Genomic DNA, 21,848 nt, shown 5'->3' on the forward strand with positions numbered 1-21,848 from the left:
GCGGTTCTGGAGCTGCAGGGTTGGAATTCCTTCTCCGTGATTGAAGCCGAAGGCAGGCTGATGAAGCTGCCGGGCTTTTTGGGGCTATGGGCCTGGGGACGTATCGAATGAGCACATCCATCATACTTTTGTGCCTTGGGGTGATCGGCGCCGCCGCCTATCTGGTCGCGCGCAGCCGGGCCACGGCGCTTGCCGGAGGCCGATCCTCCGCTTTGCATTCACGGCCAGCCTATTACGGCGCCTATGCGGCGATCTGGGCGGTTCTTCCCGCCCTCATCGTCCTCTGCCTCTGGCTCTCCATCAGCCCCGGCATCATCCAGTCCTCGGTTCGCGGTGCTTTCCCTGACGACATCAAGGCGCAAGTCTCGGTCGAGCAGGATCTTGGCTATTCGACGGTGGCGACGGTCGCCCGCGGCCTGACGATGCTGACCTCGGATGAAACTGCTGCGGTCGGCAACGATCCGGCTGCCCTGCAGGCCAAGCTCCTCGAAAAGGGTGTGCCGCTTGCCAGCCAGCCGCTGCCTTACATGCTCGACGCCGCCAAAAAGCTCAATGCCCTGAGCATGACGAGCCGCATCGCCATGACGGCTGTTGTCTTCGCTCTCGCCATTGCTGGCGCCTTCTATGCGCTGCGCTCCATTGCTCCGCGCTTCCGCGCCCGCAACCGGGTCGAGCGCGTCATGCTCTGGGGCCTGCTGCTCGCCTCCTCGATCGCCATTCTGACGACGATCGGCATCGTGTTCTCCATGCTATCGGAAGCCGCCCGCTTCTTTGCCGCCGTCCCCGCCATGGACTTCTTCTTCGGCACCGTCTGGGATCCGCGCTTTGCCGGCGCCGGCAGCTCGTCCTTCGGTCAGTTCGGCCTAATCCCGCTGCTGCTCGGAACGATCTATATCGGCCTGGTCGCCATGCTGGTCGCCGTGCCGGTCGGCCTCTTCGCCGCCATCTACATGGCCGAATACGCCTCGCCGAAGCTGCGCGGGGTCGCCAAGCCGCTGCTTGAAGTGCTCGCCGGCATTCCGACGATCGTCTACGGCTTCTTCGCGCTCGTCACCGTCGGCCCGTTCCTGCGCGATTTCTCCGCTGAGATCAGCGGCCTTCTGTCCGGCAATTACAGCAATTTCATCCAGGCGCAGAGCGTTCTGACGGCCGGCATCGTCATGGGCATCATGCTGATCCCCTACGTGTCTTCGCTGTCGGACGACATTATCACCGCCGTGCCCCGATCGCTGCGTGACGGTTCGCTCGGTCTTGGTGCCACACGCTCCGAAACCATCAAGAAAGTGGTCTTGCCGGCAGCCCTTCCCGGCATCGTCGGCGCACTGCTGATGACGGCCTCGCGGGCCATCGGCGAAACCATGATCGTCGTGCTGGCCGCTGGTGTCGCCGCCCGCATTCAGATCAATCCCTTCGAGCCGATGACGACGGTGACCGTCAAGATCGTCAATCAGTTGACCGGCGACCTTGAGTTCACCTCGCCGCAGACGCTGGTTGCCTTTGCCCTTGGCATCACGCTGTTCTGCATCACGCTTTGCCTCAATATCTATGCGCTCTACATCGTGCGCAAATACCGGGAGCAGTACGAATGACGGATATTGTTTCTCCCACATCAGGCGTCACCGTTTCCACGGCGCCCGCGCGCCGCGATATCGGCATCAAGCGCCGCTATGCCGCCGAGCGCCGGTTCCAGGCCTATGGCATCGCCGCCATCACCTTCGGTCTCGTCTTCCTCTTCATCCTGCTGTGGACGGTGATCGGCAAAGGCTATACCGCCTTCCAGCAGACGGCGATCACCCTGCCGATCGAGTTTTCCGAGAAGACGATCGACCCGAACAACAAGCGTGCGACCGACCCTTCGGTGCTGATCGCCGCCAACTATCCGGTTCTCCTGCGTGACGCGATCGTCAAGCAGCTGAACATCAATGCCTCGAGCCGTCCCGACGTGCGCGATGCATCCGCCATGCTGTCGAAGAGTGCGCCGATCCAGCTGCGCGATATGGTGATCGCCGATCCGTCGATCATCGGCAAGACGGTCGACGTCACTCTGCTCGCCGACGCCAATGTCGACAGCGCCAGCAAGGGCCAGATCGATCTCTCCGTCGATGAGAAGAACCGCAAGGTCAACGACAAGCAGGTTGCATGGATGAACGAGCTGAAGGCGAGCGGCGCTCTCCACAAGCAGTTCAACACCGGCCTTTTCGTCAACGGCAATTCCAGCCGTCCGGAGGCCGCAGGCCTGGGCGTCGCCCTGATCGGCTCGCTCTACCTGATGCTGATCGTCCTCGTGCTCGCTCTGCCGATCGGCGTCGCCGCCTCGATCTATCTCGAGGAGTTCGCGCCGAAGAACAAGCTGACGGACCTGATCGAGGTCAATATCAACAACCTCGCCGCGGTTCCTTCCATCGTCTACGGCCTGCTCGGTCTTTCCGTCTTCATCAACTTCATCGGCCTGCCGCGCTCGGCTTCGCTGGTTGGCGGCCTGGTGCTGACGCTGATGACCCTGCCGACGATCATCATCGCCACGCGTGCGGCTCTGCGCGCCGTGCCGCCGTCGATCCGCGCCGCAGCGCTCGGCCTCGGCGCGTCGAAGATGCAGATGGTGTTTCACCATGTTCTACCGCTCGCCATGCCAGGCATCCTCACCGGCACGATCATCGGCCTGGCGCACGCGCTCGGCGAAACCGCGCCGCTGCTCCTGATTGGCATGGTCGCCTTCGTCGCCAACGCGCCGACGACACCGCTCGATCCCTCGACGGCTCTGCCCGTACAGGTCTATATGTGGGCCAACGAGGCCGAACGTGCCTTCGTTGAGCGTACTTCGGGTGCCATCATCGTCCTGCTCCTGTTCCTGATCGTCATGAACATGGGCGCCATCCTCTTGCGTCGTCGCTTCGAGCGCCGCTGGTAAACGGAGTTAAACATCATGAACATGTTGACGGAAGCTGCAGTTGAAAAGGCGCTGGATCGCAAGATGAGCAACGTCCCGTATAAGATGATCGGAAAGGAAGTCTCGGTTTACTATGGCGAGAAGCGCGCGCTTTTCGATGTGAACCTGAACGTCCGCGAAAACACCGTAACCGCCCTGATCGGCCCGTCCGGCTGCGGCAAGTCGACCTTCCTGCGGTGCCTCAACCGCATGAACGACACGATCGACGGCTGCCGCGTCACCGGCAAGATCACGCTTGATACCGACGATATCTATGATCCCGATATCGACGTCGTCGAACTTCGCGCCCGCGTCGGCATGGTCTTCCAGAAGCCGAACCCGTTCCCGAAGACGATCTACGAAAACGTCTCCTACGGCCCGCGCATCCATGGCCTTGCCAAGTCGAAGGCCGACCTCGACCAGATCGTCGAGACCAGCCTGCAGCGCGCCGGTCTCTGGAACGAAGTCAAGGACCGCGTGCATGAATCCGGCACCGGCCTGTCCGGCGGTCAGCAGCAGCGCCTCTGCATTGCCCGTGCCGTTGCCGTCAGCCCTGAGGTCATCCTCATGGACGAGCCCTGCTCGGCGCTCGACCCGATCGCCACCGCCAAGGTCGAGGAACTGATCCACGAGCTGCGCGAGAACTACACGATCGTCATCGTCACCCACTCCATGCAGCAGGCCGCGCGTGTCTCGCAGCGCACCGCCATGTTCCACCTTGGCAATCTTGTCGAGGAAAACGACACCGACAAGATGTTCACCAATCCCGACGACCCGCGCACCCAGGACTACATCATGGGTCGTTTCGGCTGATTTTGGCGACACCAAGCCTTCCCGTTATTCGAGGATAAAGCCCCATGGCATCGACACATATTTATTCTGCCTATGATGATGATTTGAAGTTCCTGTCCAGGCGGATTTCCGAAATGGGCGGTCTGGCCGAGCAGATGGTCGCCGAATCCGTCCGGGCGCTCGTCAATGGCGATACCGCGCTGGCGCAGAAGGTCATCTCCGACGACGTGATCCTCGATCATGCCGAACGCGAAATCGGCGACAAGGCGATCGTCACCATTGCCCGCCGTCAGCCGATGGCTGCGGACCTGCGCGAAATCATGGGTTCGATCCGCATCGCCGCCGATCTCGAACGCGTCGGCGACCTCGGCAAGAACACCGCCAAGCGCGTCATCGCCGTCCAAAGCACCGGCGTTCCCCGCAAGCTCGCCCGCGGCCTTGAGCATCTGTCCGAGCTGGCGCTCGTCCAGCTCAAGGAAGTGCTCGACGTCTACACCAATCGTTCCGCCGACAAGGCGAATGCGATCCGCGAACGCGACAACGAGATCGACGCGATGTACACGTCGCTGTTCCGCGAGCTCCTGACCTACATGATGGAAGATCCGCGCAACATCACCAGCTGCACGCATCTTCTCTTCTGCGCCAAGAACATCGAGCGCATCGGCGACCACGCCACCAATATCGCCGAAACGATCTTTTACATGACGACAGGCGCGCAGCCGGAAGGCGACCGTCCGAAGGACGACAGCGCCAACACCGTCGGCGCGGTCACGGAATAACCGTCCGGGCCAGTCGCCCGGACCAGTCAATTGCGTGCGCGCCCGTCCGGGCGCGCAAAGAGGTCGCAGCCAATTTCTGAGTTTGCGCAGGATGCATTGCTTAAATCACCCCCGGTTTAAGGATCATGCGCGAGGAGACCGATACGCATGATCCCGAGAGTTGCAGTTGTTGAAGACGAGGAAGCCCTCAGCGTGCTTCTTCGCTACAATCTCGAAGCGGAAGGCTTCGAGGTCGATACCATTCTTCGTGGCGACGAAGCCGAAATGCGGCTTCAGGAGCGCACTCCCGATCTTCTCATCCTCGATTGGATGCTGCCCGGCGTCTCGGGCATCGAGCTCTGCCGGCGGCTGCGCATGCGGCCGGAAACCGAGCGCCTGCCGATCATCATGCTGACGGCGCGCGGCGAAGAGAGCGAGCGCGTCCGCGGATTGTCGACGGGCGCCGACGATTACGTCGTCAAGCCCTTCTCGACCCCCGAGCTCGTTGCCCGCGTCAAGGCGATGCTGCGCCGCGCCCGTCCCGAGGTGCTGTCGACGGTGCTGAAATGCGGTGACATCGAGCTCGACCGCGAGACCCATCGCGTCCATCGCAAGACCCGTGAAGTCCGCCTCGGCCCCACCGAATTCCGCCTGCTGGAATTCCTGATGTCGTCGCCGGGCCGGGTCTTCTCCCGCTCGCAGCTGTTGGATGGCGTCTGGGGCCACGATATCTATGTCGACGAGCGCACCGTCGACGTCCATGTCGGCCGCCTGCGCAAGGCGCTGAATTTCTCCAACATGCAGGACGTTATCCGCACCGTCCGCGGCGCCGGCTATTCGATGGAAGCCTGAGGGCTTCCGTTCTGGTTACTGACAAGGGCTCGTGCTAACGTCTGCCCCTCACCCTAACCCTCTCCCCGTAAGCGGGGCGAGGGGACGTGCCCCGCGAAAGGTTGGTGGGGATGGAGAGGGTGCGGCATGTCCCTTCGCCCCGCAAGCGGGGAGAAGGTGCCGGCAGGCGGATGAGGGGCAGCCATCCGCACGGACCAAAATTGCATAAAAAACGGGCCACTCGGCCCGTTTCGTCATTCTAGCAATGATCACCCGTTCAGCTGGCCCGGGCTGCCGCCCGGCGGCGTTCGTTGACCGGCTGGTAGGCAAGCTTCTGGTGATAGCCGCAATAAGGCGAATTGTCGGGGGACTCGCAGCCGCAGAAATGGAAGTCGTCCTTCAGCGGATCGCCGACCGGCCACTTGCAGGTGCGTTCGGTCAGCTCCGTCAGGCCGAGGCGTCGGGAAATCGGCACCACCACATTGCCTCTCGGCACATATTCCATTTCCTCGATCGTTTCGATCTCGATCTCTTCCTTCAGCATGGTCGCGCCCTGCTGGCGGGTAACGGTGCGGGTCGTGACCCGTGAGGCGTAGTTCGGCGCGCGCGGCGCCGAGGTATTGCGCTTCGGCGTTCGCGCCGCGGTGTTGGTGCCGCCGGCCTTGGCACGGCCGGGGAGGCACAGCCGATGCACTTTGCCGATGACCGCGTTTCTGCTGACCCCGCCAAGCTGCGCAGCGATCTGGCTGGCGCTCAGTCCTTCGGCCCAAAGTTTCTTGAGTTTCTCGACCCGCTCGTCTGTCCAGTTCATGCCCTGTCTCCACCTTCTGCGTTGGTGATGGCAGAATCCCTCACCGTTGTCCCGGGAGCTCCGAAACAAGAAACGCTTGATCAATTTTGGTGACTAGTTCCGCCGCATGCAGTCTAGTAATTGATCTTTAACCTAGTGTGAGCCTGACTCCGTGACAAGAGTCGCATGAATCCGGATGAATCGAATTCGTAGTTTTCCCCAACTTGCTGCCCCTGCGTGTCATTTCTGCAATAATGCCTGTTGATGACTGGAAATGCCGCTGTACACTCTTGCTGCATACGCTAAGGGCGCCGTTTTGTTGACATTGCAGCGCGAAAAGGAAATAGTGCCACTCGCCGCCGCAAGGCGGCATTTTTGATTTTTCGGGCCTGGTTTCCTTAGCCGGAGTCATTGCCCGGCAACTTGATGGAGATCGCGCCATGGCTGAAGCCGCGCCGCTTTATGACACCTATTCTCGTGCCCCGCTGCGGTTCGAGCGAGGCGAGGGCGTATGGCTGATCACCGAAAGCGGCGAGCGATATCTCGATTTCGGCGCCGGCGTCGCCGTCACCTCCGTCGGCCACAGCAATCCGCATGTTGTGGGCGCACTGAAGGAGCAGGCCGACAAGGTGTGGCACCTGTCGAACATCTATGAGATCCCCGGCCAGGAGCGTCTGGCAAAACGGCTGACGGACGCCACCTTCGCCGACAAGGTGTTCTTCACCAATTCGGGCGCCGAGGCGCTCGAATGCGCGATCAAGACGGCGCGCCGCTATCAGTTTTCCAAGGGTCATCCCGAGCGCTTCCATATCATCACGTTCGAAGGCGCCTTCCACGGACGGACGCTGGCGACGATCGCCGCCGGCGGCCAGGAAAAATATCTGGAAGGCTTCGGCCCGAAGGCGCCGGGTTTCGATCAGGTTGCTTTCGGCGACATCGAAGCGGTTCGCGCCGCGATCACCGATGCTACGGCCGCCATCCTCATCGAGCCGGTGCAGGGCGAGGGCGGCGTGCGCCCTGCCACCAACGAGTTCATGAAGGCGCTTCGCCAGCTCTGCGACGAGAACGGCCTGCTGTTGATCCTCGACGAGGTCCAGACCGGCGTCGGCCGCACCGGCAAGCTCTTCGCCCATGAATGGTCGGGTATCACGCCCGATATCATGGCTGTCGCCAAGGGCATCGGCGGCGGGTTCCCGCTCGGCGCCTGCCTTGCCACGTCGGAGGCCGCCTCCGGCATGAAGGCCGGCACGCATGGCTCGACCTATGGCGGCAATCCGCTTGCCATGGCCGTCGGCAGCGCCGTGCTCGACATCATCCTTGCCGATGGCTTCCTCCAGCATGTGCGCGACGTAGCGCTTGTCTTCCGCCAGGGCCTCGCTTCGCTGAAGGATCGTTATCCCAATGTGATCGAGGATATCAGAGGCGAGGGCCTTTTGCTCGGCATCAAGGCCGCCGTTCCCTCAGCCGAACTGCTGCAGGCGATCCGCGCCGCCCATCTGCTCGGCGTGCCTGCCGGCGACAACGTCATCCGCCTTCTTCCGCCGCTCGTGGTCACTGCCGAGGAAGCCCGCGAGGGTCTGGCCCGCGTCGAGCGCGCCGCCGAGAGCATTCGCGCCTCCAAGGTCAAGAAGACGGCTTGAAGAGATTGCCGCCTTCGGGCGCAGCACAGGTAAGAAGACATGAGCCCTAAACATTTCCTAGATCTTTCGGCGGTCACATCAGCCGATCTCAGAACCATCATGAACGATGCGCTTTCCCGCAAGCAGGCGTTTAAGGCAGGCCAGGGTGATAAGCCGCTCGCCGGCAAGATGCTGGCGATGATCTTCGAGAAGCCGTCGACGCGCACCCGCGTCTCCTTCGACGTCGGCATGCGCCAGCTCGGCGGCGAAACACTCTTTCTGTCCGGCACCGAGATGCAGCTTGGCCGCGCCGAGACGATCGGCGACACCGCCAAGGTGCTGTCGCGCTATGTCGATGCGATCATGATCCGCACCACCGAGCATTCGCGGCTGGTCGAGCTCGCCGAGCACGCGACCGTGCCTGTGATCAATGCGCTGACGGATGACACCCATCCCTGCCAGATCATGGCCGATATCATGACCTTCGAAGAGCACCGCGGCCCGATCAAGGGCAAGACCATCGCCTGGACCGGCGACGGCAACAATGTGCTGCATTCGCTGGTCGAGGGTGCCGCGCGCTTCGGCTACCGCATGAACATGGCCGTACCCCTTGGCTCGGAGCCAAAGGATCACTATCTGAACTGGGCCCGCAATGAGGGCGCCGAAATCATGCTTTGCCATGATGCCGACCGTGCGGTCGCCGGCGTCGATTGCGTGGTGACCGATACCTGGGTCTCCATGAATCAGGAACATCGGGCCCGGGGTCACAATGTTTTCCAGCCTTATCAGGTCAACGCGGCCTTGATGGCCAAAGCCGGCAATGATGCATTGTTCATGCATTGCCTGCCCGCCCATCGCGGTGAGGAAGTGACGGACGAAGTGATCGACGGTCCGCAATCCGTGGTCTTCGATGAGGCGGAAAACCGTCTTCATGCGCAGAAGTCGATTCTTGCTTGGTGCCTGGGCGCGATCTGAACCATAATCGGACGTCGCGAGTCACAAACTCGCGACCGCGCGAGCGGCGGGCACGCTGGCCCATCGCTCTGGAAAGTAGGAGTGAAAAGCCATGGCAGAAGCTGCAGCCGCCCTCGGCCAGTTCGATTTCGCCGGCGATGACCATGTCGTCCCCTTCCAGGTGGAGGGGCTGGATGTGCGTGGTCGCGCCGTCCAGCTCGGCCCGATGCTCGATGCGATCCTCGAGCGCCATCATTATCCCGCACCCGTTGCTCGGCTGCTTGCCGAAGTCGTCGTGCTGACGGTGCTGCTCGGCACCTCGCTGAAGTTCGACGGTAAGTTCACGGTGCAGACCAAGGGCGACGGCCCGGTCGATCTTCTCGTCGCCGATTTCTCGACGCCGGAAAATGTCCGCGCCTATGCCCGTTTCGATCGGGCGCTGCTCAACAAGGCGATCGAGTCAGGCGAAACCGAGCCGGAGCAATTGCTCGGCAGGGGCGTGCTCGCCTTTACCATCGACCAGGGCAAGTTCAGCCAGCCCTACCAGGGCATCGTTCCGCTCGACGGCACGACGCTTGAAGAAATTGCCGGCGTCTATTTCCGCCAGTCGGAGCAGATCCCGACGCGCGTCCGCCTTGCCGCGGCCGAGCTCTTCGATCGTGACGATGCCGGCAAGCCGCGCCATCGCTGGCGGGCAGGCGGCCTCGTCGCCCAATTCCTGCCGGAAGCGCCGGAGCGGATGCGCCAGCCGGATCTCCACGGCGGCGACGGCGACACCGGCAGCCGCCCGCACGGCGAGGACGACGCCTGGCTCGAAGCGCGTTCGCTGGTCGAGACCATCGATGCCGATGAACTCACCGATCCGCTTGTCGGTACCGAGCGGCTGCTGTTTCGCCTGTTCCACGAGCGTGGCGTCCGCGTCTACGAACCGCGCGCCGTCTTCGACCGCTGCAGCTGCTCGCGCGACAAGATCAAGGGCGTGCTGAAGGGCTTTTCGGCCGAGGAGATCGAAGCCAGCCAGGAAAACGGCGAAATCGCCGTAACCTGCGAATTCTGCTCGACCACCTACCGCTTCGAGCCGGCCGAGCTTCAGCCGGCCGAATAGGCTGGTTCGCGCGAATGGTGCCCCTCACCCTAACCCTCTCCCCGTAAAAACGGGGCGAGGGGACGTGCCATACGAAAGGTTGGTGGGAAACGGAGAGGTCGCGACACGTCCCCTTCGCCCCGCAAGAGCGGGGAGAAGGTGTCGGCAGGCGGATGAGGGGCAGGTCTCAGCAATCTCCCAGAAGCCGGGCGTCGAAGACGTCTCAGAAACGTGGCGCTGACGGAAAATGACCTCTCAATTGTTGCGCCTCAGTTAAGCACGCGCAGCAGCCCAGGCGAATCCAGCGAGAAGGCGGGGATGTTGACATCGAACATCTCTCCTTCGTCCGTTTCCATCTGGTAATGGCCGAACATCAGCCCTGAGGGCGTATCGAGCGGGCAGCCGGAAGAATATTCGTAGGTGTCGCCGGGGCCGAGCCGCGGCTGTTCGCCGACAACGCCGGGACCGGTCACCTCGTCCACCTGGCCGTTCTGGTCGGTGATGTTCCAGTAACGGTTGACCAGCCGAACGGCTATGTTGGAATTGTTGCTGATGACGATCCGGTAACCCCAGACATAGCGATCGTCTTCCGGATCGGATTGCTCCTCCAGATAGAACGGCTCGACGACGACTTCGATCTCTCTTGTGAGGGCGCGATACATGCCTTGCACCTTAATCAAGATATGTTACCCGTATCTTATAAGAGGCTTTGTCCGTCAAGAAACGGAACAGTTATCATCGCTGAAACGGCTGTGATCCGAAAGGTTTTCGATCGTTAAGCCTAATCGTCAGTGTTAATTCCGCTTCGGAACGCCGCGGCGGACGAACTTGTTCCCCCCGGTCTCACCTTGGTGAGATCTGGCCTCACCTTGGTGAGGACCGGCCGGACCCCGCGTGATATCCGGCCGTTATGACTGCCGATCAGGCCGAGACCTTGGCAAGCGCCCGCGCGAAATCCTCGATCAAGTCGTCGGTATCCTCGATACCGGCCGAAAGGCGGACCGTTCCAGGCGAGATACCGAGTTCGGCGCGCGCCTCTTCCGTCAGGTTCTTGTGCGTCGTCGTCGCCGGATGGGTGATCAGGCTCTTGCTGTCGCCGAGATTGTTGGAAATCTTGACGATCTCGAGCGCATTCTGCAGCGCAAAGGCCGCATCCTTGCCGCCCTTCAGCTCGAAGGCGACCAGCGTCGAGCCGCCGGTCATCTGCTTGGCGATGATATCGGCCTGCGGATGGTCCTTGCGGCCGGGATAGATCACCTTGGCGACCTTGCCTTGCTCGGCCAGGAAATCGGCGATCTTCGCCGCATTCTCGGTCTGCTGGCGCACGCGCAGCGGCAGCGTCTCGATGCCCTTCAACAGCGTCCAGGCATTGAAAGGCGACATCGCCGGGCCGGTATGGCGGAAATAGTCGTGTAGGTTCTCGTCGATCCATTCCTTGTCGGAAAGCACGACGCCGCCGAGGCAGCGGCCCTGGCCGTCAATATGCTTGGTGGCGGAATAGACGACGATATGGGCGCCGAGTTCCAGCGGCTTCTGGAAGAGCGGCGTCGCAAAGACGTTGTCGACGACGACCTTGGCGCCGATCTGGTTGGCGAGCTTGGCGACGCCTGCGATATCGATCACTTCGAGCGTCGGGTTGGTCGGGCTTTCCAGGAAGAACACCTTGGTCTTTGGCGTGATCGCCTTTTCCCAGTTCGCCAGATCCCGGCCGTCGATCAGCGTGCAGTCGATGCCGTATTTCGGCGCCAACGTCTCGACGACCCAGCGGCACGAACCGAAGAGGGCGCGGGCGGCGACGATATGATCGCCTGATTTCAGCTGGCAGAGGATTGCCGCGGTGACGGCGGCCATGCCGGAAGCGGTGGCGCGGGCGTCTTCGGCGCCTTCGAGCATGCACATGCGCTTTTCGAACATGTCGTTGGTCGGGCTGCCGTAGCGGGCGTAGATGAAGCCCTCCGTCTCGCCTTTGAAGCGGGCTTCGGCCGCCTCCGATGTCTCGTAAACGAAGCCTTGGGTGAGATAGATTGCCTCGGACGTCTCGCCATATTGCGAACGCAGCGTGCCACCGTGGACGAGTTGGGTTGCCGGGCGCCAGGTCTTGCTCATGCCATCACCTTCACATAACAAAAAAACCGGTCGCAAAAGCAGACCGGTTTCAACCCGGTCTTTTTAGCCACTTGTTTAACGTGGCTGCAAGCCGACCGGCCAAATCACCACGGGATAATTCTGCAATACTGCTGTTAGCTGCTTGCGTCAATTCCCCGAGTTTGGTTTTGTCGGCGGCAAATGATGGATGAGGCATGATGGCTCGCGAAACGGGAATTCTGGCGGATCGCGCGATCTCCGCGCTGTTCGAAACGGGGCGTCTGATCTCCGAACGGGAGCTGGACCGCGACCAGATCCAGCCGGCAAGCCTCGACCTGCGCTTGGGCGCCAAGGCTTTTCGCGTGCGCGCCAGCTTCATGCCCGGCCCCTCGCACCTGGTTGCCGACAAGCTCGACCGGCTGAGCCTGCATGTGATCGACCTCTCCGAGGGGGCGGTGCTCGAAACCGGCTGCGTCTATATCGTGCCGCTGATGGAGAGCCTGGCCCTGCCGGCCGACATGTCGGCCTCGGCCAATCCGAAGAGCTCGACCGGGCGCCTCGATATCTTCACCCGCGTCATCACCGATTACGCCCAGGAATTCGACAAGATCCCGGCAGGCTATTCCGGCCCGCTCTATCTCGAAATCAGCCCGCGCACCTTCCCGATCGTCGTGCGCCGCGGCTCGCGCCTGTCGCAGATCCGTTTCCGCGTCGGTCAGGCCCTGCTCGGCGAGCCCGAACTGTTGAAGCTGCATGAAAGCGAGACGCTGGTGGCCAGCAAGCTGCCCAACGTATCAGGCGGCGGCATCGCCCTGTCGATCGACCTCGCCGGGGACAAGGACGGCCTGATCGGCTATCGCGGCAAACATCACACCGCCGTCGTCGATGTCGACAAGAAGGCCGAGCACGACCTCTTCGATTTCTGGGAACCGCTCCACAGCCGCGGCCGCAACGAGCTGATCCTGGATCCCGACGAGTTCTATATCCTCGTCTCGCGCGAGGCCGTGCACGTGCCGCCGGATTATGCCGCCGAGATGACTCCGTTCGATCCGCTGGTCGGCGAATTCCGCGTCCATTATGCCGGCTTCTTCGATCCGGGCTTCGGCCACGCGCCTGCCGGCGGACGCGGCAGCCGCGCCGTGCTCGAAGTCCGCAGCCACGAAGTGCCCTTCATCCTCGAAGACGGCCAGATCGTCGGCCGCCTCGTCTACGAACACATGCAGGAAAAGCCCGCAAGCCTCTACGGCTCCGGCCTCGGCTCCAACTACCAGGCCCAGGGCCTCAAACTCTCGAAGCACTTCCGCATCTGAAGCGTTGCGTCAGGCGCGACTTGACAGCGGCCCCTATCTGTTGGAAATCTCGCTTCATCGCGGGTGTAGCTCAATGGTAGAGCAGCAGCTTCCCAAGCTGAATACGAGGGTTCGATTCCCTTCACCCGCTCCATTTACCCTCAGCCCGTTCGCCGCCTTTTCAAGGCACTTCGCGATCTTTTATGAAAAGGGTTGCGCGCAGGCATCGGCGCCTACAAGGAAACAGATGGCGCCTCGGCCGCGCGCAACCCCTAACTTCGCCTTTATCTGGTCTTACTGACGCTCATCTCAATTCCCCCAAATTGAGAACTCACGTAGTCGCCATGGCGAAGCTTTGCGAATTCGTCGGTGGCTTGTGCCGGTGCGCTCTTGAAAACGTACCATTGACCGTCCGGTTCGCGTTTCTGATAGATCAGGCCGCCCTTCTTGCGGTGGCTGAAGCAGGTGATTGCCGTCGCCGTTCCGGTCTTGGCGTGCCAGTCGGCGTTGAAGCAGAGTTTACCCGGTTCCGTGATGAACCAGCGGCCCGTGCCGAAGGACGGCGAGCCATTTTCCCGAGACCAGGCGGTAAAGCGACGCGCCTTTGTAGAGAAGTAGCCGGCGCCGGCTTTCCACATCCAGGAATTCTGGTTGTAGAGCCGATAGATTTCCGCGCTGCTCATCGGCTTTGCGGTCTCTATGCCCTTAGGCTCATTGGTTCCGGCAGCGGACGCGGCCGTGGCGATACCGCTGGTCAGAGCCACGGCCAGGAGCATTTTTTGAAGCATGGACATGGTCAGGTTCCTTCTTGTTCAATTGATACTTTCGCGGACGACCCGCCAGTCGGGGCGGCCATAGCCGTCCGGCCACGGATAGACTTCGCGGTCGTTGAAGTAGATAACGGCGCTGAGCGCCGGGAACTGAGGATAGCGTTTCGTTACGCTCTCGGCCCAGTTTCGCACGTAGGAATCGCTGCCTTCGTAGCCGAGTTCGGCAACCATGATGGGCTTGCCGTAACCGGCGACACGGGCGTATCCGGGCGCAAGGTGCTCGGCAAATGTCTGGTCACGGCCAGTCTTGTCCCTGTCGTATCGCTCCAGGCCAAAGACCGAGAGCCCGATGAGATCGACGACATCGTTGCCGGGATAAAAGGCTTGAAGCCCCTCATTGCCCTTCGGGGACCACATATATTTGGCCGTCTTCAGGTGGACCTTGCAGACCTCCACCATCCGGCGATAGGCCTTGGCATAATCGGCGCCCTGCCAATGCGACCAGGAGAACTGGCTGTCGGTTTCGTCCATTTCCTGTCCCCAGCGAATGATGACCGGACTTTTCAGCTTGGCAGCAGTCGAGCAGACGGCGGCCATGTTCGCGTCGCGCGAACCGTTGAGGATGCTGTGCAGCAGTTCCTGCGGGGTTTGGCGCCAATCGGTCGACCAGGTCCAGGGCTCGACCGAGATCAGCAGGGTGCGGCCACGCGCTTGCGCATAATCGTCGGCGAGGGCGAGGGTGCGCAGGTCGACATCTTCCCAGGGCAGGAAGAGGTGTTCGATCTTCGAATCGGACGAGGCGCCTAAATCTCCGTGCGGGTCATAGGCGCCGAACGTGATCGACTCGTTCGTGACAACCGGCATTTTGGTCGGCGGCGCAATGGACGATGTCGTCATTGCAAGCGGCTGCCCTTCGGCAAAGCTGCCCAGGGCGGGCGGCAGGACCGCGACTCCCGACAGCAGCAGGCCGGTTAACGACAATAGGGCTATTTTGGATGGGCTATGCATTGTGTAATTCCTCCACGCTCGGCCGCAACTCCGGTTGAGCGGCATCCGTTCTCAGTTGGATCTCCTCCGGATCGGAAATCCATCGTGGTTTGAAGAAGATCGTGCGCAGGGCGGTCCCGCCCAGGCCCGCACCGGAGACGGCATAGCGCTCTTCGAACAGCTGAAGGCGGCCGCTGCCCCAGGCGAGTGCCTCGGCCGCATCCTTTCCGCGCATGATGGTTGCAAGCCCCGGCAGCGCGACGAGCGCAAGCAGCGCGGTCGCCATCGCGGGACGGTAGAAACGCGGGGCCGCCGCAACGGTATTTTCCTTCGAATGGCGCCCGACGATGACCAACAGCAGCGCGCAGTAGATTGCCGCGTTCAGGATGGTGAAGAAGTAACCCCCCTTGGAGGCACCGGCATGGCCGATTGCCAGGGCGGGCAATACGGCGATGAGCGCCAGTAAAGCGTAGGGCGCCAGGACACGCACCGGCAGCAGATCGACTTCGGACCGCCCTTTCGGCGTGACGCGGAAATCGACGAAGGAGCCTGTCACGAAATCGTGCACCGCAGCCAGCGTGCCGGCCAGCGCCCAGGGCCAGCGCGCAAAGAGAAAGAGCATGCATTCCCAGCTCAGGATCTTGGCGTCGTAGGGGCGGAACGAGCTGCTGGCGCGCCAGCGATAAGCCATCACCACGAGAGCGATAGAAAGCGGTGCGAAATGCGCCAGGAAATCGGGGTAGGTCACCGTCACGAAGTTCTGGCCGCGCACGAGCGCGATGATCGGCAACGCAAACATGAGCAACATGAAGAACGCAAAAAGCGGATACCAGAGTTGCGAAAAGAGGAACTGGAACCTGAGTCGGGGCGGCAGCCGGCCGACGAGGCTCGGCGTGTACCGCAACAGCACCATGACCAGGCTGCGCGACCACTGGAATTCCTGCGTCACGAGATCGCTGAAGGTTCTGGGGCCGTCACCATGGGCGATGGCATCCAGCGCATGCACACCCCGCCAGCCGCCGGCATTCATCATCAATGTCGTCGAATGGTCTTCAGCCAACTCCGGACCGAGGCCGCCGATCTGTTGGAGGGCGACGGTGCGTACCGCGTAATGCGACCCTATGCACAGCGGCGCCAGGCCGCCATTGTAACCGGCTTGGAGCGAGCCATGCATGCTGGCTTCGGCATAAAGCCTTCCACGTGCCGACCAGCTTTCGGAAGCGTTCTTGTCGCAAATGCTGGGGGCCGAGACATAGCCGACCTTTGGATCGGCGAACGGACGCAGCATGTGGAAGAGATAGTCGGGCGCGGGAACATGATCCGCATCGAGTTGCGCCACGAAATCGTAACGGCTGTAGCCGTAGTGGTCGTAGAAAAAGGCGAGATTGCCTTCCTTGCACCGCGTGCGCCGGGGCCACGATGTCCGATGATAATCGGATCGCCCCTTGCGGGTCGAGACGAAGACCCCGTGCCCGGAGCACCAGTCGAGAGTCTCGGGGGAAGGGTCTTCGTCGGCAAGCCAGGTGTCGTGTTCCACCTCCTGGGCAAGCATTGCCAGCAGGGTTTCACGGACGACCGCGAAGGGTTCCGCCGGCGCCTTGGTCACGACCATGGCCACTCGACTGCCCGCCGGCAGGCGCAAGGGACCGTTCGGTCTTGCCGCCCGATAGAAGACGACGATGAAATAGGCCGGCAGAGCGGTAACCCAGGCAAGAACCAGGCTCACCGTAATTGTGCCGAAGAGATCGACGTGATGGCGCGGCTCGAGCCACCAGATCCAGAAATAGGCGAAGGCGCAGGCCCATACGGCCGTCAAGAACAGATATTCGGCCCGCCGATGTCCTGTGAGAACCGGGACAAGAAACGGCTCGTGCGAGGGTTCCGGAGCATGCGTTGTTTGGCTAATCGCAAGTTCGGTCACGCGCGCGCCTCCAGTCCGAAGAACGGAGCCGCCGTCCGCACGATGGTTTCGAGGTCGGAATATCGAGGCTGGAAGCAGAGCGTCTCGCGGGCCAGGCTGGCGTCGGCGTAGAGGCTGGCCGGATCGCCCGGCCGGCGTGGATGGATGACGACCGGGACTTCGCACCCGGTCGTTTCCTCGATCACGCGCAGGACGTCCCTGATGGAAAAACCCCGCCCGGTGCCGAGGTTGACAGTGAGGTTTGCTCCGCCTTTGGCGAGATGAGTGAAGGCCTGAACATGGGCGCGCGCGAGATCGGCGACGTGGATATAGTCCCTTATGCAGGTGCCGTCAGGGGTATCGTAATCATCGCCGAATATCTCCAGGTGCGGAATCCGGCCGGCCGCGGCGAGCAGCGCCCGCGGAATGAGATGGGTTTCCGGAACGTGCCATTCGCCAAGCTCGCCGTCCGGATCGGCTCCACAGGCATTGAAGTAACGCAGGGCAACATACCGCAGGCCGTAGGCCGCCGCATAATCGGCGAGCATATGCTCGAACATCAGCTTGGTCTTGCCGTAGGGATTGATCGGAGCCTTCGGCAACGTCTCATCGATCGGCAGCACGGAGGGGACGCCGTAGACGGCACAGCTCGATGAGAAGATGACGTTCTGAAGCCCCGTCTGCCGGCAGGCATCGATAAGCGACAATGCAGCGCAGACATTGTTGTTGTAATATTTCGCTGGGTTTTCCACGGACTCGCCCACGTAGGCCGAGGCGGCAAAGTGGATAACGGCATCGGGAGCATATTTCTCGATGACCTCGATCAGGCATGACGAGTCGAGGACGTCACCTTCGACGAAGGGCCCCCAGCGCACGGACGAACGGTTTCCGGTCGTGAGATTGTCGTAGACGACAGGCTCAATCCCCTCCGAGCGGAGGAGCTTGGCGGTGTGGCTGCCGATATAGCCGGCACCACCCGTGACAAGGACCCGGGGCGCATCCATCAGACCGCCTCCAGTTCGCGTGCCGGACGGGTGAGAAGGCCATCGAAATAGTCGATCGTCTGACGAAGGCCGCTCGACAAGTCGATCTTCGGCCGCCAGTCGAGTTCCTGCATGGCAAGCGAAATATCGGGGCGACGCTGACGGGGGTCGTCAACCGGCAGAGCGCGGTGGATGATTTGCGACCGCGAGCCGGTCAATCCGATCACCTGCTCGGCCAGCTCCCGGATCGTGAATTCGCCCGGATTGCCGAGATTGACAGGCCCCGTCAGCGACGACGGTGAGGCCATCATGCGGACCATGCCGCCGATGAGATCATCGACGAAACAGAACGAGCGGGTCTGCGAACCGTCGCCATATATCGTGATGTCCTGCCCCGTCAGGGCCTGAACGATGAAATTCGAGACGACGCGGCCGTCGTCCGGACGCATCCGCGGGCCATAGGTGTTGAAGATGCGGATGATCTTGACCTCGACGCCGTGCGTCTTGTGGAAGTCGAAGAACAGCGTCTCTGCGCACCGCTTGCCCTCGTCGTAGCAGGAGCGCGGCCCGAACGAATTGACGTTGCCCCAGTAGCTTTCGACTTGAGGGTGGACGTTCGGGTCGCCGTAGACTTCGGAGGTGGATGCCTGAAGGATGCGTGCGCCGGTGCGCGCGGCCAGCTCCAGAAGGTTGAGGGAGCCCAGCACGCAGGTCTTTGTCGTATGGATCGGATCGGCCTGATAATGCGGGGGCGATGCCGGGCAGGCGAGATTATAGATCTCGTCGACTTCCAGATCGAGCGGCTGGACGATATCGTGGGCGACGACATTGAAGCGATCGACTCGCTTCAGATGGACGATATTGCGCCGCATGCCGGTGGAAAAGTTGTCGAGGCAGATCACCTGGTGTCCGGCGGCCAAAAGCGTCTCGCACAGATGTGATCCGAGGAAGCCTGCGCCGCCGGTGACAAGAACTCTCTTGGGAGCACGAGATATTCCGGATGGATTATTTGCATCACCAGCCGAAGTTTGCACAGAGCGCGCACGAATCTTACCAAGATAGTTCACGACTACCTCCCGTGTTTCAGGTTTTGCTATGGGATATTCGGTATGTACTTCGCTATACAGCGAAATTAAGTCGTTCAATCATGCGAATATTTTGTTCGTCCGGTTTTTCTTTTGGAACGAACCGATGTTTATTTAGATACAGCTAAGAAAGGCTATTGTCGTTATCCTCACGTCCTGGAAATTATCGCTCCGTACATTTCGGAGCGAAAAGGAATATGATAAGCAACTCATGGAGGTGACTCGTCGAGCACTTCCGCTTTTTCAGACGGAGTTCTGCGGAGATTTCAGCCGCAAAAACAATTGCTTTTCTCAATTTCCATGGCTCGGGTCGGGTTATGCGCTGGAGGAATTGGATGACTACAGGGTCTGATTCCGACGATGATGCTGCCGCGGAACAGGAACGGCCGGCGCATATGGAGCGGCGGCGCTGGCCGCGTGAACCGGCCTTGCGCAAGGAACGCCCACCCCATGCCTCCCCTGCACTTGAGCCGCTGCGATTCTCGACGCAGAACCTGCCACCGGCAGAACAATTCCAGGCCTGGCGGGCACATATGGCGCCGCTCGTGGATGTTCATCTGCCGGAGGGAAAATCACCGGAAGACGGGTTCCTCGCGGAGCAGATCGGCTGGCACCTCGGCGATATCCTCATCGTCCAGCAACGCGCGCAGGCCCACAGATATGTCCGCGATCAGGCCATGCTTCGATCGAGCCCCATCGACCATTGGAACGTCGCCCTGCAGCGCAGCGGCCAAGCCTGGACCGAGGTCAACCGTCGTGTCACCGAGACCAGTGCCGGCGAGATACTTTTCATGTCTGTCGGCAGCCCGTATCGCGGACGGATGACCGATACCGAAGCCTTGCTAGTGTTCCTGCCGTATGAGCTGCTGGCTCGCGATGCGAGCCTTCTCCAGAGCGCCGGCAACACCGTTCTTTCCGGCAGCCACGCCGAGTTGCTCACGGGTTATCTCACGGGCCTCGAAACGAACCTCGGCAATCTGACGATAGAGGAAGTGCCCCGGATCATCCAAACCATCGGCGATATGGTCGTTGCGGGCGCCGCATCGTCCACAACGACTGACACCGGTCAAAACCAGACCAACATGGGACTGATGGAGCGGGCGCACCGCTACATTCACGTCAATCTCCATTCGGAAAACCTGACACCGGACATGATGTGCCGCGCGTTGGGGATTTCGCGGACGCGGCTTTACCAGCTGTTTGAGGCGAGCGGAGGCGTGCTCAATTATATTCGCAAGCGGCGATTGCTGCAGGCCTATGCGGATCTCAACAATTCGGCCGACCACAGGCCGATTGCGGAAATCGCAGAAGCCGCCGGTTTCGAGGTCGCCGCCAATTTTACGCGCGCCTTCATCCACGAATTCGGGCTGAGCCCGCGTGAGATCCGAAGGACGGCGGCAACCCAACAGCGGCCGGCTCCGGCCATCCGCTCCACGCGGCGTTACGGAAAAACGATCGGTGATTGGCTGGCCCTGTCGCGTTGATCTAACAGGTCTCAGGCGGATCGTCATCCACGTGCTGTCGGGGTTGACTGCGTACGTCATTACGCTGGCTTCCTGACTGGCGTCGTCGACGGACACGCGCGCGGCGCTGAGCCAGATGCAAAAGGACAACAACCTCAAGATCACCGGCACGGTAATGGCAAGCTGTTCCACTTGGGGCACACCACCCGTGCTGCCCCCCACGTCACCTGGCCGGCCGCGCCAATGACCGGGCGATATGCAGCGTCGCAGAATAGTCAATTTTGCGATGCCAGCAATGATCGCTCATAGCGCAAGGTTGCCCTTCACCGCTCCATCTCCCGCAAACCACGCCGACCAAGCCTAATCCCCGAAGAACCGGATCGGCTTGTATTGCCGATGGCCGATGATCAGGCTCCGGTCGGGCTGGATGATGTAGGTCTCCTCCACCTGCCGGCCGTATTGGTCAATGAAATCATGCGGGAAGGCGGAACCAACAGGTGATTTGGTGAGTTTAGTGCGCGGTTGGCCGCTATAGGTAATGCTGCCGGGGATAGGTTCGAGGCCCGGTCCGCCGTAGCTGACGGTGTTGCAGCCCGCGAGAACGAGCGTGCCGACGAGGCCGATAGTTGCAGCTTTCATGTCCATCCCTCCCAATGCCGTGGATAATATCACTCTACACCTCGCCGGATAGAGTTCACGACACGAATGCCCATGCCATGCTTCAATCCTTCGGGCGTCGCCGGGGACGCCGTGATCGAGCGGCTGGCGGGACGACATCCACCTGCTGATATGAGGGTGAAAATCCCGTTCCACCAGTCGCGCCGACCCATCCATTGCCGAAACCGGTGCCGTCTGCTAGATCGGCATCGTCGAAAAAGGCAGGATCGGTTGAGGTAAGCCCGATCCCTTCCATTGGAGCGTTAAGCGCTCTGGCGAAGCTCTGCTCCGTGCCATGGCACGAGAACCCGCGACGTGATCCGCATGAAGATGCGGGATCCCGGCGGCGTGCGGAGACGGCAGAAGGCAGTCCCGGGATTTTTCGAATGGAGACTGTCATGCACCTGAACCACCTCGACTTCCACGTACCCGATATCGCTGCCACCGCGGATTTTTTCATCCGCCATTTCGGCCTGAGACTGAAGGATATGCGCGGCCGGAACGGCCTGGCGATCCTCGAAGACGATGCCGGCCTCGAAATCGTCCTCAGCCACGCAATCGCAAAATTCGGCACCGCCGATCAGGTGGAGGTGGGGCGCCAGACCTATCACATCGGCTTCATCCTGCCCGAAAGGGCGGATGTCGATGCGGTCCATGCCGGGCTCGTGGCTGCCGGTGCTGACCTGTCCGGTCCGCCGGCCGCCATGCGCGGCGGCTGGCTGTTTTATTGCACGGCGCCCGGAAACATCCTCGTCGAAATCGGCTGGCGGCCGGGTTAGACGACACCCCAAAAGGAAAGGGCGGCCGCCGCCGTCCGCCCCTCATCCGGCTGCCGCCACCTTCTCCCCGTATACGGGGCGAAGGGGTATGCCGCA

Annotated in this window: 20 protein-coding genes, 1 tRNA gene and 1 riboswitch; of the genes, 12 read left to right on the top strand and 9 right to left on the bottom strand. The window is 61.6% G+C overall.

The window, feature by feature from the left end; translation table 11 throughout:
- The first annotated feature begins 107 nt into the window (after positions 1–107).
- The 5 genes from pstC (at position 108) to phoB (ending at position 5,328) form a co-directional block, all read left to right on the top strand.
- On the top strand, positions 108–1,589 hold the full coding sequence (gene pstC, locus N2600_RS00925; protein ID WP_170262960.1) for a phosphate ABC transporter permease subunit PstC: 1,482 nt from the start codon (positions 108–110) through the stop codon (positions 1,587–1,589).
- Complete coding sequence (pstA, locus tag N2600_RS00930; RefSeq protein WP_170258932.1) at positions 1,586–2,908, top strand: phosphate ABC transporter permease PstA; 1,323 nt, start codon at positions 1,586–1,588, stop codon at positions 2,906–2,908. Before pstC ends, pstA begins: the two co-directional genes overlap by 4 nt.
- A 15-nt stretch (positions 2,909–2,923) precedes the next feature.
- Entirely contained in the window at positions 2,924–3,739 is an 816-nt protein-coding gene (gene pstB, locus N2600_RS00935) for a phosphate ABC transporter ATP-binding protein PstB (protein ID WP_017966871.1), read from the top strand.
- Positions 3,740–3,783: 44 nt separating this feature from the next.
- Positions 3,784–4,497, top strand: a complete 714-nt coding sequence (phoU, locus tag N2600_RS00940) for a phosphate signaling complex protein PhoU (RefSeq protein ID WP_017966872.1) — start codon at positions 3,784–3,786, stop codon at positions 4,495–4,497.
- Positions 4,498–4,644: 147 nt separating this feature from the next.
- A complete protein-coding gene (gene phoB, locus N2600_RS00945) occupies positions 4,645–5,328 on the top strand; it encodes a phosphate regulon transcriptional regulator PhoB (RefSeq protein ID WP_003545181.1) in 684 nt (227 codons plus the stop codon).
- A 256-nt stretch (positions 5,329–5,584) separates the two neighbouring features.
- On the opposite strand, the gene N2600_RS00950 is transcribed toward phoB, so the two are convergent.
- Positions 5,585–6,118 carry a GcrA family cell cycle regulator gene (locus N2600_RS00950; RefSeq protein ID WP_017966873.1) on the bottom strand — a complete coding sequence of 178 codons (534 nt, stop codon included), beginning with the start codon at positions 6,116–6,118 and terminating at the stop codon, positions 5,585–5,587.
- 419 nt (positions 6,119–6,537) lie between these two features.
- Here N2600_RS00950 and N2600_RS00955 point away from each other — a divergent pair, with 419 nt between their 5' ends.
- The 3 genes from N2600_RS00955 (at position 6,538) to N2600_RS00965 (ending at position 9,775) form a co-directional block, all read left to right on the top strand.
- Entirely contained in the window at positions 6,538–7,737 is a 1,200-nt protein-coding gene (locus tag N2600_RS00955) for an aspartate aminotransferase family protein (RefSeq protein WP_260297720.1), read from the top strand.
- Between the two features lie 39 nt (positions 7,738–7,776).
- Positions 7,777–8,691, top strand: coding sequence for an ornithine carbamoyltransferase (argF, locus tag N2600_RS00960; protein ID WP_017966875.1), 915 nt, complete (start codon positions 7,777–7,779; stop codon positions 8,689–8,691).
- A 91-nt stretch (positions 8,692–8,782) separates the two neighbouring features.
- Positions 8,783–9,775 carry an Hsp33 family molecular chaperone gene (locus N2600_RS00965; RefSeq protein ID WP_017966876.1) on the top strand — a complete coding sequence of 331 codons (993 nt, stop codon included), beginning with the start codon at positions 8,783–8,785 and terminating at the stop codon, positions 9,773–9,775.
- 248 nt (positions 9,776–10,023) lie between these two features.
- Here the strand turns inward: N2600_RS00965 and apaG are convergent, their stop codons facing one another.
- Complete coding sequence (gene apaG, locus N2600_RS00970) at positions 10,024–10,416, bottom strand: Co2+/Mg2+ efflux protein ApaG (protein ID WP_020486188.1); 393 nt, start codon at positions 10,414–10,416, stop codon at positions 10,024–10,026.
- Positions 10,417–10,675: 259 nt separating this feature from the next.
- Positions 10,676–11,860: an O-succinylhomoserine sulfhydrylase gene (locus tag N2600_RS00975; RefSeq protein ID WP_017966878.1), complete on the bottom strand. Its 1,185-nt coding sequence runs from the start codon at positions 11,858–11,860 to the stop codon at positions 10,676–10,678.
- 42 nt (positions 11,861–11,902) lie between these two features.
- A riboswitch (SAM riboswitch) is annotated at positions 11,903–11,981 on the bottom strand.
- 73 nt (positions 11,982–12,054) lie between these two features.
- Here N2600_RS00975 and N2600_RS00980 point away from each other — a divergent pair.
- A complete protein-coding gene (locus N2600_RS00980) occupies positions 12,055–13,149 on the top strand; it encodes a 2'-deoxycytidine 5'-triphosphate deaminase (protein ID WP_017966879.1) in 1,095 nt (364 codons plus the stop codon).
- Between the two features lie 59 nt (positions 13,150–13,208).
- Positions 13,209–13,282, top strand: a tRNA-Gly gene (locus N2600_RS00985).
- A 130-nt stretch (positions 13,283–13,412) separates the two neighbouring features.
- Here the strand turns inward: N2600_RS00985 and N2600_RS00990 are convergent.
- The 5 genes from N2600_RS00990 to N2600_RS01010 are packed head-to-tail and all read right to left on the bottom strand — an operon-like array spanning position 13,413 to position 18,835.
- A complete protein-coding gene (locus N2600_RS00990; RefSeq protein WP_260110000.1) occupies positions 13,413–13,922 on the bottom strand; it encodes a DUF995 domain-containing protein in 510 nt (169 codons plus the stop codon).
- Between the two features lie 18 nt (positions 13,923–13,940).
- Positions 13,941–14,879, bottom strand: a complete 939-nt coding sequence (locus N2600_RS00995; protein ID WP_260111093.1) for a glycoside hydrolase family 26 protein — start codon at positions 14,877–14,879, stop codon at positions 13,941–13,943.
- 19 nt (positions 14,880–14,898) lie between these two features.
- Positions 14,899–16,806, bottom strand: a complete 1,908-nt coding sequence (locus N2600_RS01000) for a glycosyltransferase family 2 protein (RefSeq protein ID WP_260110001.1) — start codon at positions 16,804–16,806, stop codon at positions 14,899–14,901.
- On the bottom strand, positions 16,803–17,789 hold the full coding sequence (gene galE / locus N2600_RS01005) for a UDP-glucose 4-epimerase GalE (RefSeq protein ID WP_260297721.1): 987 nt from the start codon (positions 17,787–17,789) through the stop codon (positions 16,803–16,805). The genes N2600_RS01000 and galE overlap by 4 nt, the downstream gene beginning before the upstream one ends.
- The gene (locus tag N2600_RS01010) at positions 17,789–18,835 is read right to left on the bottom strand and encodes a UDP-glucuronic acid decarboxylase family protein (protein WP_170279279.1); all 1,047 of its coding nucleotides are present in this window, start codon (positions 18,833–18,835) and stop codon (positions 17,789–17,791) included. The genes galE and N2600_RS01010 overlap by 1 nt, the downstream gene beginning before the upstream one ends.
- Before the next feature lie 353 nt (positions 18,836–19,188).
- Here N2600_RS01010 and N2600_RS01015 point away from each other — a divergent pair, with 353 nt between their 5' ends.
- The gene (locus N2600_RS01015) at positions 19,189–20,337 is read left to right on the top strand and encodes a helix-turn-helix domain-containing protein (RefSeq protein WP_170279280.1); all 1,149 of its coding nucleotides are present in this window, start codon (positions 19,189–19,191) and stop codon (positions 20,335–20,337) included.
- Positions 20,338–20,676: 339 nt separating this feature from the next.
- On the opposite strand, the gene N2600_RS01020 is transcribed toward N2600_RS01015, so the two are convergent.
- Entirely contained in the window at positions 20,677–20,955 is a 279-nt protein-coding gene (locus N2600_RS01020) for a hypothetical protein (RefSeq protein WP_170279281.1), read from the bottom strand.
- A gap of 416 nt (positions 20,956–21,371) precedes the next feature.
- Here N2600_RS01020 and N2600_RS01025 point away from each other — a divergent pair, with 416 nt between their 5' ends.
- A complete protein-coding gene (locus N2600_RS01025; RefSeq protein WP_260297722.1) occupies positions 21,372–21,752 on the top strand; it encodes a VOC family protein in 381 nt (126 codons plus the stop codon).
- Positions 21,753–21,848 lie beyond the last annotated feature (96 nt).

It is taken from the genome of Rhizobium sp. WSM1274, assembly GCF_025200775.1.
In the GTDB taxonomy this organism is placed as follows: domain Bacteria; phylum Pseudomonadota; class Alphaproteobacteria; order Rhizobiales; family Rhizobiaceae; genus Rhizobium; species Rhizobium leguminosarum_I.